Here is a 16659-nt window from a genome sequence, read left to right on the forward strand (position 1 = left end):
TGACGCGCCCCGGCTGCTTTATAGTGGCCGGGGCGATGCCTTAATCAGTCCGTCGCGCCGCTATGGTCGATCCATCGGTGCAGCATCGTCCAGCTTTGCAGCCGGGTCGATGCGAAGTTATGGCAATGGGCCGCATCGGGCAAAGTCGTCAGCGTCACATGGCGCGATCTGCGATACAGCGATGGTTCCGCATGGGGATCGGGACTGACGTCGATATCGGCAAAATGCAGATAGACAGGCGTCGTGATCGCACCGGCTTGCGCCGCCACGCCACCCGGCACGATGGCCAGCCGCCCATAGCTGTTGGGGGTGAGTGACGCGCGTGCATCGTCTGCCGCTATGACGGCTTCCGGCACGTCGGCAGCATGGAAATAGCCGCGCATCGCGCCGCGATTTGCCGCGCCATAGCCCGGCCCTGCAACCTGCGCGCCGATGGCGGATCGCACCTCGTCCGACATGGCCAGGCCGATATTGGTAAAGCCCAGCACCGCCACCTGATCGAAACTGGCCCATTGCGCCTGCTGCACGATGGTCAGCATCCCGCCCATCGAATGACCGATGCCGGTGATCCGACGCGCGCGCGCCGCCAGATCCGCGCCCCATTCCCCGGCGTCCATCCGTTCCAGAATGTCCGCCAGCGCCAGATGATGCACCTGCGCGCTGACATGGGGCGTCAACAAATCTTCCCGGCCCGGCTGGCTGCTGTCCCCCATGCCCAGCGCGTCCAGCGCCAGCACCGCCTTGCCCTGCGCTAGGCAATGGTCGACAAAGCTATATTCCGCCCGGCCGTCAATCTGCGCGTCCCAATACCACCGGCTATAGGTGCCGCCATGCAGGCAGACGAGCAGGTCGATCGGGCCATCTGGCAGCCTGTCGGGTATCGCCAGAGTCGCCGCGATCTGGATGGGTTCGCCGAAATCGACTATGGTCTGGACCGGCAGGGACAGTGTGAACTTCGGCATGAATCACTCTTTCGGGTCAGAGGCTAAAGCCACCATCGACGATCAATGTCTGGCCAGTGATGTAACGCGCGCGCTCGGACGCCAGGAAAGCGACGGCCTCTGCAATATCATCGCCATCGCCGAAGCGCTGGAGCGCGATCCGCTTGCGCTGCGCTTCCCAAATGGCGGGGGTGTAGAGAGTGGCCAGGAAATCGGCCCCCAGTCCCGCATCGATGATGCCGGGCGCGACCATGTTGGCGCGGATGCCATATCGGCCTTCTTCCTTGGCGATAGCGCGGCCCAGCGCCTCGATCCCCGCCTTGGGGACGGAGGACAGGGCGTCGCCCGGCGGAAAACAATAATTGGCAACCGACACCACCGACACGAAATTGCCAAAACCCTGCGCGCGGAAATGGGGGAGGGCAGCGGCGACGATGCGAGTGAAGCCGATCAGTTCGACCTCGATAACCTGCCGCCACTGGTCCTCGCCGATCTGGCTGACGAAGGGTTGCGCAATGTCCACGCCACTGGCGAAAATCACTGTGCCGATCGCACCGAACCGCGCCTTGGCCTCGGCAAAGCCGCTCTGGATGCTGGCCATTTCGGACAGGTCGCAATGGACGGGGATCGCCCGGTCATGGCCTTCGCCCAGCGTGTCTATCACCCCGCGCGCCTTTTCCGCGCTGGATCGATAGCCGATGGCGATGCCATCCCATTCGTCCACAAGGCGACGACAAATCGCGCTGCCCAGCCCACCTGTCCCGCCCAAGACAAAGGCCGCACCCCGGTTCATAGCGGCAGATGCGTGGTCAAATGGCGGAGCAGCCGTTCGGCAAAGGCGTCATTATGGTCGCCAGTGAACATATGGCCCACGCCATGCGCGACCTCGACCTCCAGTTGCGGAGTCAGTGCCTGAAATCGGCGGACGCTCTCGTCAGACACGATCTCGCTCAGTTCCGCTTTCACCAGCACGACCGGCACGGTGACGCGCATCGCGGCGGCCACCAGCGCTTCGCCTTCCGACAGCGGATGCAGAAATTCGTGCGACGTGGTGCGTGGATCCCAGTGCCAGAACAGCCGACCGGCCTCCGTCCGCATTGCCTTGGCCAGGCCCGACACATCGGGCAGGCGGGGCTGGCCGAGATGATGATGCAGCGCATCGGCGGCTTCGTCCAGCGAAGCGAAGCCGGCTTCGCTGGCACGGAAGAATCCGCGTATCTCCTCTACTCCGTCATCGTCGATATGCGGCGCAACATCGGCCAGCATGATCAGGCGCACGAGGCCCGGATGGCGCGATCCACCTACCAGCGCCGATTGGCCGCCGCGCGACGCACCCACTAGCGCCACCGGACGGTCAAGCGCGGCCATGATCGACTCGACATCGCGGCCATAGGCCTCGAGCAGATAGTCGCCGTCGCTGGCCCAGCCGCTGTCGCCATGGCCGCGCAGGTCGAAGGTCAGGCCATAATAGCCCGCCTGTGCCACGCGCCGCGCCGACCCGGCCCAGGATCGGCGGCTCTGGCCGCCGCCGTGGAAGAAGCAGACGGGCTGCGCGGCGGGATCGCCATAGGCGTCCGCAACCATCGTCACACCATCGCCCGGCAGGGTTATCCGGGTGGGGGACATCATGCCGGGCGTTCCGTGCTTATTCGGCGGCGATCGGCGGCGCGATCTCGGCGAAACATTCATGTTCGCCGGGACCGGCATAGGCGAATTTGCCCGGCGCATGATGCCATTTGCCGTCATTATGGCTCTCATAGGGTGAGGCCACTTCGATCATTGCGCCATGCGTGCTCTTATGGCCGACCCAGCTCCATTTCTGCCAAGTCATGTCGGGGTCGTTATAGGTCTGGCCACCACCCGGCAAATGCAGCCCCTCGGCCTTCAGCTTTTCCATCGCACCCGGCACGTCGTCGGTCGAATAGCACAGGTGATGGACATGCTCGCCTACCTTGTCCAGCCGGTCGCCCATCGGCGTACCGGGGGCGGGCTGAATGAACTGGATTTCCGTGCCGCCGTCGTTGACGAAGGTGGCCCATTTCATCCCGGCATCGGCACCGCTGGAAAATTCGTCATATTTGACGATGCGCTTCTCCAGGCTAGCAGGGTCCAGCACCCGCAGGATCTTGGTCCAGTCGACGATTGCGGTGTCCAGATCGCGCACGACCATGCACACATGGGCAAAAGGTCCGCTAGGCATAATCTTATCTCCTTGGATTTTTTAGATTTCTATCGTTGCTGTGCCGGAATTGACGGTGCCGCGCCCTTCAATATCCAGCGTGAATGCGCAGGTAATGCTGTTGCCGTCGATCGCCGTCACCGTGCCGGTCACGGTCGCACGGTCGCCGCCATAGACATTGTCCAGAAAGCGCGAATCCATCGTCGTGATCCGCCCGCCGGGGAAGGCGCGCATCAACATGTTCATCATATAGGCGACGTTGGCCGGTCCCTGGTTGATGACCCGGTCGCCCAGCCCCTTGGCCTTCACCACTTCCACATCCAGATGGATGGGATTGGGATCTGCCAGGAAAACCGCCCATTGCTGCATCGCTTGGGGGCTGACGCTCTCGATGGCGAAGGGCGGCAACGTGTCTCCGACGGCATAGCTCATGCGGCAAACTCCTTGCGCGGCAGCACCCAGACATTGTCGGTTTCCAGAACCTGCGTCCCGTCCAGCAGATGCAGGCGCAGGCGATAGGTCAGCACGTCCATCACGCCCAGCTTGCGGCTGCGCTTGCGAATGAGGCTGAGGATTTCGCCCGTGACCTTGTAGCTTGTCCCGACCATCAGCGGCGCGTCGAACCTGACCCCGCTACTGCCCATCATCGGCCCGTCATCGACATCGAACGCGCACGCTGCGCACACGCCCGCGACGGTCTTGCCCATCGCGACCTGGGTGGCGACATAATAATAGATCGGGTGCGCCGTGCCGTCGCTGGCCGGTTCGATCCCGGTGGATCGGCATAGCGCGGCATTCTCCTCCGCGCTGATCGTGAAGACAGTCGTGCCGTCCAGCGATATGCCGGCGGCGTCGGGAGCGGGGGGCAGGGTGTCGAGATCGCTCATGGCTGGTCCCTAGTAAGAGCGCGGCAGGCCGAGGCTTTCGGCGATCGAGTTGCGGACCATTTCGTTGCTGATCGGCGTCATCCGCAAAATCCGGTGATCGCGCCAGTAACGCTGCATGTCGGTTTCCGCCGAATAGCCCATGCCACCCAATATCTGGATGCCAAGGTCGGCGGCCTTCACCGCATTTTCGGTCGCCACCATCTTGAGCATGTTGGCCTCGACGCCGCAATTCATGCCGTTCGACTGCATCCATGCGACATTGTTGAGCAGTAATTCGGTCGTTTTCTGCCAGGTTGCGATGTCCGCGACATAATGCTGCAACACCTGGAACCGCCCGATGATGCCGCCAAACGCCTTGCGCTGGAGCATATAGGCCAGTGCATCTTCCAGCACGCCGTCGATCGCGCCCAGGCACTGCGCGCCGACCATGATCCGCTCGTTATTGAGCGTCGGCAGCATCGCGTACCAGGCCTGGCCCGGTTCCCCCAGAACATCTTCGTCGGGGACGAACACATCCTCATAATGAACCTCGCACGATCCCATCGCGCGCATCCCCAGCTTTGGCAGCAGCGACGCGGTGATGCCCGGCGTCTTGGCATCGACGAAGAACATAGTCAGGCCATGATGCTTCTTTTCGACATTCTTGTCGGTGCGGGCCAGAACGAGCAGGCGGTCGGCCGCCTTTGCGCCGGTCGTCCACATCTTCGCGCCATTCAGCTTCCAGCCGCCATCGACCTTTTCGGCATGGGTCTTCATTGCGCCCAGCACGTCGGTCCCGCCATCGGGTTCGGTCATGGAGAGCGACACGCGCAGCTTGCCCTGTGCCATCGGCCGCAGCCAGCGGTTCTTCTGTTCTTCGCTGCCTACCGAACTGATCGTCTTGGCCCCACCGAAGGAGGTCAGACCCCAGACCCACAACAGTCCGCCCGCCGTCCGCGCGAATTCGCGCGCGAAGATCATCTGCATCATGACGTCGCCACCCAGGCCGTCATATTCCTCCGGTATGCCGATGCCGAAGAAGCCCTGCTCGGCGATCTTGTCCCACAATGCGTAGGGGTAATTTTCCTCGTCGGCCTCCAGCGCGCGCATCCAGTCCTTGGGCGCTTCTGCATCGACCCAGCGGCGCACGATGTCGCGAAACGCCTGCTGCTCCTCGGTGAGCGAAAAATCCATTGTCTTTCCTGTTCTCTTTGCCCGCCCGTTAGGCACCTGTCGGGCGCGTTGAGAACCTATCGTCCTATAGGGTAGGCGGGCGTCAGATGGACAACCCGCCTTCGACCGGGATGACTGATCCGGTGACGTAGGCACCCGCGCGAGACGCCAGATAGATCGCCGTCCCGGCCAAGTCTTCCGGCGTTCCCACGCGCCCCCGTGGCACCATGCCCACCACCATCTTGCGCATTTCGTCCGATGCGATCACGGTCATTTCGGACTCGAAAAAGCCCGGCGCAATGACATTGGCAGTGATGTTGTCGCGGCCCAGTCGCTTGGCCAGTCCCTTGGCCATCCAGTGGATCGCGCTCTTGGACGCCTGATAGGCGTAATTTTCCTTCGGCCCGACCTTGAGCGCGCCCACCGACCCGATGTTGATAAGTGAAGCCGGGCGATCCGCCGTGCCGCCTGCGCGCAGCAGCGGCAGGAATTTCTGGAGGATGAAGAAGGGCGCTTTCAGGTTCAGGTCGATCACTTGGTCCCAGTCGTCCTCGCTATAATCGTCGATCGGCGCATCGGCCATCGTCCCGGCATTGTTGACCAGCATGTGCAGCGCGCCTTCGCGCGCCGCGACCTGCGCCACCAGCGCGTCGATCCCCGCCAGCGTCGACAGGTCGGCCGTCAGCCCGACGCACTTGCCGCCGGTCGCCTCACTGATCGCCTGCGCCGCGGCCAGCACCTTGGCCTCGGTCCGGGCGCAGATATAGACCTTGGCCCCCGCTGCCGCGTATCCGGTGGCGATGTGGCGGCCAATCCCGCTCGACCCGCCGGTGACGAGCGCAACGCGGCCCTGGACGGAAAACAGCGCGTCGATGTTCATGCCCCGCCCCTCGATGCTGCGATCTTCAGGATCAGGTCCACTGTCCCTTCGGGATCGCCCACCAGCAGCGCATGATCGCCCGGATGGTCGTGGATAGTCCAGCCCAGCGCGCGCGCGCGATCATGCATTGCGGTCATGACGGTGATAGCCGCCGCGATATAATCGACTGGCTTGGTGATCGTTTCCGCGCCGACCGGAATGACACAGGATGTCGCCCGCATCGGCTGGTCGGTCAGATTATCGAGCAGCCATTGCTGACGGTCCGCGTCCATCAGGTGGGGATGGGCTTTTGCCGCTTCACGCTGCATCACATCGACGCCAGAGCCGATCGGTCCCTCGCCCGCGTCCAGCATGGCGTCCAGACCAGCAAGCTGATCTTCGGGAACATAGCCCATAAGCGATGCTATACGTTCGCCCGAATGCGGCACGATGGCGTCGAGATAGATGACGCTGGCGATGCGGTCGCCCACCTGCGCGACTACGCCCGGCGCGACCGTTCCGGCATAGCTGTGCGCGACCAGAACGACATCGTGCAGATCCTCAAAATGAAAGACGTTGACGATGTCCTGCACATGCGTTGCATTACCAACATTGCGACCGATCAGATGCGCGCGCTCACCAAAGCCAGTGAAGGTCGGCGTATGGACCTTGTGCCCCTGCGCTTCGAGCAGGTCGCGGACATATTTCCAGGTCCAGCCGCCCATGCCGCCGCCGTGGAGTAAAACAAATGTGGTCATGGCAGTTCAGGCCTCCGCAGCTTCTGTATTCTGAATAAATTCGGGGAAAGGATCCGGTCCCCACAGGAACATGCTGTCCTCTGGCGCATGATTGGCTGATGGCCAGTCCACGTCATGGGGTATGAAGTCGATGTCGGCGGAATATTCGCTGAAACTGCCCCATGGGTCGCGGACATAATAGAAATAATTGGCACCCAGCACATGCTGGCCCAGCCCCCAGTTGGGACCATAGCCCGCCCGCGCCATGGTCGCGCCGCCCAGGCCCACTTCCATAACGGAGCCTACGTCCCAGCTATTATGATGCATCCCGCGCCGGTCGGACAGGACGAGCGCAAGGAGATGATGGTCGCTGCCATGGACGCCGTGCAGGAAGGCGACGCCCGGCTCGCTCTTGTCCGACAGGCGCAGGCCCAGCGTCTTTTCATAATAGGCGATCGCCGCGTTCACATCGGTCGTGAAGATCGCGAAATGCGACAGGCGGCGGGGGTGAACCTTGGGCGCCTGGCTGTTGGGGATCGCGCCGGACTGGCCGGGCGGGGCGCTGACGAAGGAGAAGTGGCTTTTTTCCGCCGGTGTCGCCTTGTCGGCGGCGCAGACATTGATCGGCAGGCCGTCAAAGCCGCTGAACCAGATGCCCTGCGCCTCCGTACCCGCAGGCGCGTCGATATAGGTGACGCCACAGGCATCGAGATGCGCGGCAAAGGCGTCCATCTCGTCGGCATAGACGCCAAAGCTGAGATAACGCAGTTGCTTGGCTGTGCCGCCTTTGGCGATGACGCCCCAACGATGGGGATTGCCCTGTGTGTAAAGATGCAGCGCGCCGTCGCCGTCGCGCACATCCAGACCAAAGAGGCTGTAGAAGCGGCGTGCATCCTCCAGATCGGGGACGGCCAGCGCGAAATGGTCGATCGAATGGACGCCCAGCACATTGGCGCGCCGCCCGGCGATGCTCTTGTCGTTCATACTGTCCTCCTTCGTCGGCCGGGCGGCGGATCGCGCCGCCGCCCTTGCGTTATTCAGGCCGCCTTGATCGGGTTGACCAGCAGGCCAATCTTCTCGATCTCCACTTCGCACACATCGCCATCCTTCATGAACAGCGGGGGCTTGCGCGCCAGGCCGATGCCCGACGGCGTCCCCATCACCAGCACGTCGCCTGCCTCCAGAGTGAAGCAGGTCGAAAGCAGGGCGACGGTATCCACCACGTCGAACACCATGTCGGACGTGTTGGCGCTCTGTACGGTCTGGCCATTCAGCCGCGTCTCGATCTTCAGGCCCGCGCCGCCCGCGGGCAGCTCGTCCGCCGTCACCAGCCATGGTCCGAACGCGCCGGTATCGTCGAAATTCTTGCCCACGGTCCATTGCGGGGTCTTGAGCTGATAATCGCGGATCGACCCGTCGTTGAATACCGAATAGGCGACGATGTGCGACAGCGCGTCTTCCTTGGCGATGTCCTTGCCGCCCTTGCCGACGACTGCGACCATTTCGGCTTCATAGTCGAGCTGGTCGGAACAGGGCGGCTTGATGATGGGCGCGCCATGGCCGATCAGGCTGCTATTGAAACGGCCGAATATGGTCGGGAAATCCGGCACCTGAAAGCCACCTTCGGCGGCATGGTCCTTATAGTTCAGGCCCAGACACAGGATCTTGGGTGCCTTGATCAGCGGCGGCAGGAAGGTCAGGTCGTCGATCGCGACATTTGCGCCACCGGACACGACCGCATCGCCCGCCTGCGTCAGCGCGTCACCGCCCTGCGCGATCAGCGCGTCGAGATCATAGAGCGCGGCGTCGCCGAACAGCGCCTTGACGCCCGCGCCGGTATCGACCGCCAAACCTGTCTGTCCATCTTTTACAACCTTAGCCAAACGCATGATTCTGTCCTCCTGATACCCTGCCACCGTGGGGCGGCGCGTTGTCCGGGTCAATATGAAATATATTCTAGGATATGAAATATACTATATGGATTTGCCTATGGTTTCAAAACTGCTATGGCTTTTGCGATGATGAAGAAACTGAGCCTGACCGAGCGGGCCTATCGCCAGTTGCGGGACGATCTCCTGACGTGTCGGCTGGTGCCGGGCGACCGGATCAATATCAAAGACGTATCCGACAATCGCGGCTTCAGCCTGGGCGCGGTGCGGGAGGCTTTGTCCCGCCTGACGTCCGAAGGCTTCGTGACGCAGGATGATGCGCGCGGTTTTCGCGCGACGCCGATTTCGATCGGCGACCTGATGGATCTGGTGACGGTGCGCAGCGATATTGAGGGGCAATGTTTGCGCCGCGCGATCGCGCGCGGTGGGCTGGATTGGGAGTCGGCGATCGTCAGCGCCGCCCATCGCCTGAGCAAGACGCCGACCCGCGATCCGGCCGATCCGGCCCGCCTGAACGAGGAGTATGCCGACGCCCATGGCGCGTTCCACCATGCGCTGGTGGCCGCCTGCGACAGCCCGTGGCTGCTGCGGATGCGCGACTGGCTCTATGCCCAATCGGAACGCTATCGCTACCTGACCGTTCCGTTGGCGACTGGCGATCGCGATCTTGTCCACGAACATAGCGATATCGTCACCGCCACATTGGGCCGCGACGCCGATCGCGCGGTGGCGCTGTTGGGCGATCATCTGATGGCGACCGCGCGTCTGCTGGTCGATGCGCAGCACGGAGCGATGCGCCTGCCAGGCGAAAGAGCGGCCTGAACCCATATCAATTCTGCCGCTTCTGCCCGGTGCCGCCGCCACTGGCGGGCATCAGCATATTGCTCATCCCGCCATCGACCAATATGTCGATGCCGCTGATATGCCCGGCATGGGGACCGATCAGGAACAGAATGGCATTGGCGACATCGTCTGCCATGCCCAGCTTGCGCAGCGGGATGGTCGCTTCGCGCTGATCGCGTCGCGCCTTGTCCTCATAGCCCGCCGCCGTCATCGGCGTATAGGTCGGGCCGGGGGACACGGTGTTGCACCGGATGCCGTCCGGTCCCCATTCGATGCTCAGTTGCCGGATCATCATCAGCAACGCCGCCTTGCTGCATGAATAGAAACCCAGCGCGGGCGTCGGCGCGGTGGCTGACATCGACGCGGTCGCGACGAACGCCCCCCCGCTGGCCTTCAGATGCGGATGCGCCGCTTTGCCCAGCAGCCAGGCGGACCTTGTGTTGATCGCGAATATGCGGTCGAAATCGCCTGCGGGCAGATCGACCAGCGCGCCGCCCATGATGATCCCGGCGTTACTGATGACCGCGTCGATCCCGCCCATATGCGCCATCGCCGCTGCCACGATCCGATCGCCGCAATCCAGCTCCGCCAGGTCGACCACGCAGGTCGCCGCCGCCGGGCCGATCGCATCGGCCACGCTTTGAAGATTGGCGGCATCCCGATCGGCCAGCAGCAGTTGATGCTCGCCCGCGATCACGCTGCCAGCCGCCAGCAATTGCGCGCAGGCGCGACCGATGCCGCTCGCCGCGCCTGTGATGATGACCCGCATTCAACCTCTCCTGTTTTTTCAGTCTTTCAGGCCCAGTTCGTCCATCAGCGCCGCGCGCAGCTTGAACTTCTGGATCTTCGATGCCGACATCGGCCATTCGTCGATAAATCTTATGTGGCGCGGCACCTTGAACGACGCCAGGCGCGCCTTGGTGTAGGCGATCAGTTCGTCCGGCTCCACCGCAACGTCGCCATCGCGTTCGATATAGGCCGCCGGAATTTCCGCCAGCCGATCGTCGGGCAGGCCGACGACCTGCGCCAGCCGCACGGCGGGGTGGCTGGCCAGCACCGCCTCGACTTCGGCCGCCGCGACATTTTCGCCGCCGACTTTCAGCATATCCTTGAACCGGCCATGGAACATCATGTGGCCCTGCGCATCGACCGATCCGATGTCGGCGCTGTGATACCATCCGTCAGCGTCGATCGCTTCGGCGGTCTTTTCCGGGTCGCGATAATAGCCGTCGAACAGATTATAGCCCCGGATCAAAATCTCGCCACGCTCGTCCACGCCACGTTCCACGCCGGTATCGGGATCGACGATCTTCATTTCGATCCCGGCCAGCGGATAGCCCAATTTCCTGAACCCCATTTCCGGGTCCATCGCCGGGCCGCCGGTGGTGACGATGCCGGTCGCTTCGGTCATGCCCATCGTGCCGACTTGCAGCATATCGGGTGCCTTGTCGCGATACGCCTGCCCGACCCGGTCCGGCATGAAGGCAAAGCAGCTATTTTGCAGGCGGACGGACGACATATCCGTCTTGTCCCATTCGGGATGGGCGATCATCGCCTGATGGAAAGTGACGAAGGGCAGGAACATCATCGTGACCTGCTCCGCCTCGATCTGGCGCAGGCTTTCCCCGGCGTCGAAATGCGGCTGGCCAATGAAGGTGCCGCCGACATCCATCGCCCCCAACATGCACAGCATCGCCGCGATATGGAATAGCGGCAGCGGCGACCATGCGCGCTCGTCAGGCTGGAAGCCCCAGCGATAGCGCGCCAGGTTGTTCGCCTCGCGCGTCACAGCCTCATGACTGAGCAGGCAGCCCTTGGGATTGGCGGAAGTGCCGGAGGTGTAGAGGATCATCGCCGTGTCGCGCACGCGCACGGTCAGACGGGCGTCATGTATGTCTCTCTCGCTGACGCTATCGGCAGCGGCATCGAACCGGGCCTGATCGACAAAGCCGGGGGCAGAACGCCCGCCCAGCATGATGATCTGCGTCAGCAGCGGCGTGCCGGACAGCGTCAGGGCGGCAGGATCGACCGCTGTCGGCAGATCGGGAAAGGCCTTAACCAGTTGCGCGCCGAAATCGACATGTTCGGTCACCAGATCATTGGTCACGATCGCGCGCAAATCGGCATTTTGCGCGACATAGGCCATTTCGGGTGCCTTGTAGCGGGCATTCATCAGCACCGACACCGCGCCGCACATGGCATTGGCGAACAGCGTTTCGACAAATTCGATGCTGGACGGCAGCAATATGCCGACATGATCGCCACGCCCGATGCCCAGCGCTTTCAGCCCGCGCGCGCGGCGCAGCACGCCTGCGACCAGATCGTCATAGTTCTTGCGCTCGCCGGGGAAGATCAGTGCGTCCTTGTCGCGCCCCTTGTCCCACCCTTTCAGCAGAAGATCGCCCAGTGTCGTCGCCGTTATGCGAATTGCGGCGCTGTCTTCGCCCTTGATGCCCACGAAAGCCCGCTCCTAAATATCCGCCGATCCTTGATTGTCGTCAGATTGCAGCGTGCGTCTCATCATGCGCCTTTCGTTGGATAGGTGCAGACCTGCCCTGCCGCATCAAGAGCAGAGACAGCAAAGTATCGGATCACGGGTCGGGAATTTTACGATGGAAGCCTATATCTACGATCATGTTCGCACACCGCGCGGCAAGGGCCGCCCGGACGGCGCGCTGCACGAGATAACGTCGGTCGAAATGGCGACGCAATTGCTCAAGGCGCTTCAGGCGCGCAACAATCTCGACACGGCGCTGCTGGACGACGTAATCATCGGCATGGCCCAGCCGGTCGGCGAACAGGGCGGCGTTCTTGCCCGCGCGGCGGTGTTGCAGGCAGGCTATGCGCAGACCGTTGCGGGCCAGCAGATCCATCGTTTCTGCGCGACCGGGCTTGATGCCGTCAGCCTGATCGCGGCGCAGGTCCATGCCGGGATGATAGACGCGGGCATCGGTGGCGGCGTTGAATCGATGAGCCGCACGGTGATGGGTTACGACTCCGGGGCATGGACGTCAGACCCGGCGGTTGCATTCGGCAATTATTACGCGCCGCAAGGGATTGGCGCGGACATCATCGCCACGCTCGACGGCTATACCCGCGAGGATGTCGATCGCTTTGCCGTTGAGAGCCAGCGCAAGGCCGCCCATGCGTGGGAACAGGGTTATTTCAAGCATTCGATCGTGCCGGTGACCGACGTGCTGGGCGACGTCATTCTGGACCGTGACGAACATATGCGTCCCGGCACCACGGTCGAAAGTCTCGCCAAGCTCAAGCCCGCCTTCGAAGGCTATGGCAAGGCCGGGTTCGAGGCTGTGGGCAAGGCGAAATATCCTGAACTGGAAGAGATCAACTATGTCCATCACGGCGGCAACAGCTCCGGCATTGTCGACGGTTCGGGACTGGTGCTGGTCGGGTCTAAGGCATTCGGCGAGAAGGCTGGATTGAAGCCGCGCGGCCGCATCCGTTCCTATGCCAATATCGGGTCGGAACCCACGATCATGTTGACTGCGCCGACCGCCGTGTCGCGCAAGGCGTTGAAGGCAGGCGGCATGACCGAAAAGGACATCGACCTGTGGGAATTGAACGAAGCCTTCGCCAGCGTCGTGATGCGCTTCCAGCGCGACCTCGACATCCCCGATGATCGGATCAACGTGAATGGCGGCGCGATCGCCATGGGTCATCCTTTGGGCGCGACGGGGGCGATGATCCTGGGCACCGTGCTGGACGAACTGGAGCGCCGCGACGCCGCAACTGGCCTCATCACGCTGTGCGCCGCCAATGGCCTGGGCACGGCCGCCATCATCGAGCGCGTCTGAACGCGCCCACCCAACCATAGAGCGGGACATTCCATGAAGACCATGCAACTGCAAAAGGCCGATGACGGCTTTGCGATCCTGACCCTCAATGCCGAAGGGTCGATGAACGTCGTCAATGATGCTTTCATCGCCGACATGGAAGCGGCGACGAAGCAGATCGCGGAAGATGACGGCATCAAGGGCGTCATTCTGACATCGGCCAAGGCCAGCTTCATGGCGGGCGCGGACCTCAAGCAACTGGTCAACGGCTTCGGCACGCTGACTGCAGGCCAAGCCTACGCCTTTTCCAAGCGCGCGACTGACATGCACCGGGCGATCGAACAGTCGGGCAAGCCATGGGTCGCGGCGATCAACGGGCTGGCGCTGGGCGGCGGGTTCGAACTCGCGCTCGCCTGCCATCGACGGATATTGGTGGACGATGCAAAGGTGCAGGTCGGCCTGCCCGAAGTCAATGTGGGCCTGCTCCCCGGATCGGGCGGCACGGTGCGTCTGGGCCTGATCGCGGGCATGAAGACCGCGCTCGACCTGCTGCTGTCGGGTCGTTCGGTCGGCCCGGCTGAAGCGCTGAAGCTGAGAATCGTGGACGAAGTCGCGCCCGCCGATGCGCTGATCGGTGCGGCCAAAGCCTGGCTTGCGACCGCGCCCGATCCGGTCAAGCCATGGGACGTCAAGGGCTGGACCCCGCCGCAGAAAAAGGGGCTGACCGTCCCTGAAGACTCGACCGCTTACATGATGGCGGCAGGGGGCATCGCCAAGGTCGGCTATAATCAACCCGCCCCGCTGGCGATCCTCAACTGCGTGTTTCAGGGGCTGCAATTGCCGTTCGACAAGGCACTGACCGTCGAGGGCAAATATTTCGCCAAGCTGCTGACTGATCCGGTCGCGCGCAACATCATCCGCACCACTTTCATCTCGAAACTGGCCGCCGAAAAGGGTGCGCGCCGTCCCGAAGGCTTCCCCAAATTCGCGGCGAAGAAGGTCGGCGTGCTGGGCGCAGGCATGATGGGCGCTGGCATCGCCTATGTCTCCGCCAATGCAGGGATAGAGGTCATCCTGATCGACCGCGACACCGCGACCGCGCAAAAGGGCAAGGATTATGCGGCCAAAGTGTTGGGCAAGCTGATCGAAAAGGGCAAGACGACGCAGGACAAGGCCGACGCCATCCTGGCCCGCATCACCCCGACCGACGATTTCGCACTGCTCAATGGCTGCGACCTGGTGGTAGAGGCCGTGTTCGAGGATACCGGGATCAAGGCCGAAACGACACGCAAGGCCGAAGCGGTCCTGCCCGACCATGCCGTGTTTGCCTCCAACACGTCGACCCTGCCGATTTCGCAACTGGCGCAGGCATCGCAGCACCCCGACCAGTTTATCGGTCTGCACTTCTTCTCGCCGGTCGAACGCATGGGGCTGGTCGAAGTCATCATGGGCAAGCAGACGAGCAAGGCAACGCTGGCCAAGGGGCTGGATTATATCGCCCAGTTGCGCAAGACACCGATCGTCGTCAACGACAGCCGGGGCTTCTACACCAGCCGCGTGTTCCAGATGCTGATCCACGAAGGCGCGGCGATGCTGGCCGAAGGGGTGCCGCCTGCGGTGATCGAGAACGCTGCCAAGGCGGTGGGGATGCCCGTCGGCCCACTGGCGCTTCTGGACGAACTGACGCTCGACCTGCCGCTCAAGATTGTGGATCAGGCTATTGCCGAGGAAGGCGACGCCTATACGCCGCCTGCTGGCGTTGCCGTCATGCGCCGGATGAAGGACGAGATTGGCCGCTCCAGCCGCAAAGCAGGCGGGGCGTTTTACGACTATCCTGAAGGCGGCAAGAAGCATCTGTGGAAGGGGCTGGCCGATCATTTTCCCACCAAAGCTGGCTGGGATATCGAGGAAATCAAGCAACGATATCTCTATGCGCAGGCGATGGAAACCGCCCGCTGCCTGGAAGAAAATGTGCTGGAAACGCCGCAGGATGCCGACCTTGGCGCCATTTACGGCTGGGGCTTCCCGGCGTGGACCGGCGGCACAATCAGCTATATCGACACCATCGGTATCGAAACATTCGTGCAGGAATCTGATCGTCTGGCGCAGCTTTACGGCCCGCGCTTCCTGCCGTCCGCCTGGCTGCGTGACAAGGCGGCGCGGGGCGAAGATTTCTACACCCCCGCCAGCGAAACCACGGTCAAGGAGCCGGTCCCGGCATGAAACGCCTGATCTTCGAAGCGGAGCATGAACAGTTTCGCGACAGCGTCGTCAAATTCATGAGCGCCGAAGTCGGCGCCCATGCCGAGCGGTTCCGTGAACAGGGCATCGTTGATCGCGAACTCTATCTCAAGGCCGGGGCGCAGGGTTTGCTCTGCACCTGGGCAGACGAGAAATATGGCGGCGCGGGGATCGACGATTTCCGCTTCGAACAGATCATCATCGAAGAAAATATGCGCCATGGCGATGTGGGTTTCTACATCAACCTGCATAATGATCTCGTCGCGCCCTATATCGCCAAGCTGGGCAATGATGAACAGAAGGACCGCTGGATGCCCGGCATCGTCAGCGGGGAAAAGATCCTTGCCGTCGCGATGACCGAGCCTTCGACCGGCAGCGACCTGGCCGGGATGCGCACCAGCGCCACCGATCAGGGCGACCATTGGCTGCTCAATGGCGCGAAAACCTATATTTCCAACGGCATATTGGGCGACCTGATCGTCGTCGCCGCGCGCACCGATCCCAACAGCCGCCACGGCCTGGGCCTGTTCGTGGTCGAACGCGGCATGGACGGGTTCGAACGCGGGCGCAAACTCGCCAAGATGGGCCTGAAGGCGCAGGATACCGCCGAACTCTTCTTCAACGATGTGAAGGTGCCAAAGGCCAATGTGCTGGGTGATCCGACCCAGGGCTTCAAATATCTCGCCCGCTTCCTGGCGCAGGAGCGGCTGGTGGCCGCAATCGGCTTCATGGCGACGGCGCAGACCGCCTTCGACATCACGCTGGATTATGTGAAGGAGCGTAAGGCGTTCGGCAAACCGATCGGCGCGTTCCAGAATACCCGGTTCAAGATGGCGTCGATGCGCGCCGAACTGGATGCACTCCAGACCTATGTCGACCAGTGTGTCCTGCTGCTCAACGCGGGCGAATTGACGGCGGAAGATGCGTCGGCAGCCAAGTTGTTGAGCAGCGAACTGGAGGGTCGGGTGATGGACGAATGCGTCCAGTTGCACGGCGGCGCGGGCTATATGGAAGAATATCGCATCAGCCGGATGTATACCGACGCGCGGATCAGTCGTATCTTTGCTGGCACCAGCGAAATCATGCGCGAAATTATCGGGCGCGGGCTGGGGCTGGACGAGCGCAAGCTGTCCTGAA

General features: G+C 62.7%; 17 protein-coding genes. 4 read left to right on the forward strand and 13 right to left on the reverse strand.

Annotated features, from left to right (window positions below):
* Positions 1-44 precede the first annotated feature (44 nt).
* From SPBM01_RS15000 to SPBM01_RS15050, 11 genes are all read right to left on the reverse strand, one after another.
* The gene (locus SPBM01_RS15000; protein WP_188062426.1) at positions 45-962 is read right to left on the reverse strand and encodes an alpha/beta hydrolase; all 918 of its coding nucleotides are present in this window, start codon (positions 960-962) and stop codon (positions 45-47) included.
* 16 nt (positions 963-978) lie between these two features.
* A complete protein-coding gene (locus SPBM01_RS15005; protein WP_188062427.1) occupies positions 979-1734 on the reverse strand; it encodes an SDR family NAD(P)-dependent oxidoreductase in 756 nt (251 codons plus the stop codon).
* Positions 1731-2570: an alpha/beta fold hydrolase gene (locus tag SPBM01_RS15010; protein WP_188062428.1), complete on the reverse strand. Its 840-nt coding sequence runs from the start codon at positions 2568-2570 to the stop codon at positions 1731-1733. Before SPBM01_RS15010 ends, SPBM01_RS15005 begins: the two co-directional genes overlap by 4 nt.
* Before the next feature lie 16 nt (positions 2571-2586).
* Positions 2587-3141 (reverse strand): VOC family protein, encoded by a 555-nt coding sequence (locus SPBM01_RS15015; protein ID WP_262504194.1) that lies wholly within the window; start codon positions 3139-3141, stop codon positions 2587-2589.
* A 21-nt stretch (positions 3142-3162) separates the two neighbouring features.
* Positions 3163-3552: a MaoC family dehydratase gene (locus tag SPBM01_RS15020; RefSeq protein ID WP_188062429.1), complete on the reverse strand. Its 390-nt coding sequence runs from the start codon at positions 3550-3552 to the stop codon at positions 3163-3165.
* On the reverse strand, positions 3549-4007 hold the full coding sequence (locus tag SPBM01_RS15025; RefSeq protein ID WP_188062430.1) for a hypothetical protein: 459 nt from the start codon (positions 4005-4007) through the stop codon (positions 3549-3551). The genes SPBM01_RS15020 and SPBM01_RS15025 overlap by 4 nt, the downstream gene beginning before the upstream one ends.
* Positions 4008-4016: 9 nt before the next feature.
* On the reverse strand, positions 4017-5180 hold the full coding sequence (locus SPBM01_RS15030; RefSeq protein WP_188062431.1) for an acyl-CoA dehydrogenase family protein: 1164 nt from the start codon (positions 5178-5180) through the stop codon (positions 4017-4019).
* 82 nt (positions 5181-5262) lie between these two features.
* Positions 5263-6039 (reverse strand): SDR family oxidoreductase, encoded by a 777-nt coding sequence (locus SPBM01_RS15035; protein WP_188062432.1) that lies wholly within the window; start codon positions 6037-6039, stop codon positions 5263-5265.
* On the reverse strand, positions 6036-6776 hold the full coding sequence (locus SPBM01_RS15040) for an alpha/beta fold hydrolase (protein ID WP_188062433.1): 741 nt from the start codon (positions 6774-6776) through the stop codon (positions 6036-6038). Before SPBM01_RS15040 ends, SPBM01_RS15035 begins: the two co-directional genes overlap by 4 nt.
* A gap of 6 nt (positions 6777-6782) precedes the next feature.
* Positions 6783-7739, reverse strand: a complete 957-nt coding sequence (locus tag SPBM01_RS15045; protein ID WP_188062434.1) for a VOC family protein — start codon at positions 7737-7739, stop codon at positions 6783-6785.
* 53 nt (positions 7740-7792) lie between these two features.
* Positions 7793-8644 (reverse strand): fumarylacetoacetate hydrolase family protein, encoded by an 852-nt coding sequence (locus SPBM01_RS15050; RefSeq protein WP_188062435.1) that lies wholly within the window; start codon positions 8642-8644, stop codon positions 7793-7795.
* A 129-nt stretch (positions 8645-8773) separates the two neighbouring features.
* On the opposite strand from SPBM01_RS15050, the gene SPBM01_RS15055 reads away from it, so the two are divergent.
* Positions 8774-9466 (forward strand): GntR family transcriptional regulator, encoded by a 693-nt coding sequence (locus tag SPBM01_RS15055; RefSeq protein WP_188062436.1) that lies wholly within the window; start codon positions 8774-8776, stop codon positions 9464-9466.
* Between the two features lie 7 nt (positions 9467-9473).
* On the opposite strand, the gene SPBM01_RS15060 is transcribed toward SPBM01_RS15055, so the two are convergent.
* Together SPBM01_RS15060 and SPBM01_RS15065 are read right to left on the reverse strand one after the other, a co-directional pair.
* On the reverse strand, positions 9474-10256 hold the full coding sequence (locus SPBM01_RS15060; RefSeq protein WP_188062437.1) for an SDR family NAD(P)-dependent oxidoreductase: 783 nt from the start codon (positions 10254-10256) through the stop codon (positions 9474-9476).
* A gap of 18 nt (positions 10257-10274) precedes the next feature.
* Positions 10275-11945: a class I adenylate-forming enzyme family protein gene (locus SPBM01_RS15065; RefSeq protein ID WP_188062438.1), complete on the reverse strand. Its 1671-nt coding sequence runs from the start codon at positions 11943-11945 to the stop codon at positions 10275-10277.
* A 154-nt stretch (positions 11946-12099) separates the two neighbouring features.
* Here SPBM01_RS15065 and SPBM01_RS15070 point away from each other — a divergent pair, with 154 nt between their 5' ends.
* From SPBM01_RS15070 to SPBM01_RS15080, 3 genes are read left to right on the forward strand one after another with little or no spacing between them, the layout of a single operon-like run.
* Entirely contained in the window at positions 12100-13302 is a 1203-nt protein-coding gene (locus SPBM01_RS15070; protein ID WP_188062439.1) for an acetyl-CoA C-acetyltransferase, read from the forward strand.
* 33 nt (positions 13303-13335) lie between these two features.
* On the forward strand, positions 13336-15504 hold the full coding sequence (locus SPBM01_RS15075; protein ID WP_188062440.1) for a 3-hydroxyacyl-CoA dehydrogenase NAD-binding domain-containing protein: 2169 nt from the start codon (positions 13336-13338) through the stop codon (positions 15502-15504).
* A complete protein-coding gene (locus SPBM01_RS15080) occupies positions 15501-16658 on the forward strand; it encodes an acyl-CoA dehydrogenase family protein (RefSeq protein ID WP_188062441.1) in 1158 nt (385 codons plus the stop codon). The genes SPBM01_RS15075 and SPBM01_RS15080 overlap by 4 nt, the downstream gene beginning before the upstream one ends.
* Position 16659 lies beyond the last annotated feature (1 nt).

The sequence above is a fragment of the Sphingobium sp. KCTC 72723 genome (assembly GCF_014280435.1).
GTDB lineage: Bacteria > Pseudomonadota > Alphaproteobacteria > Sphingomonadales > Sphingomonadaceae > Sphingobium.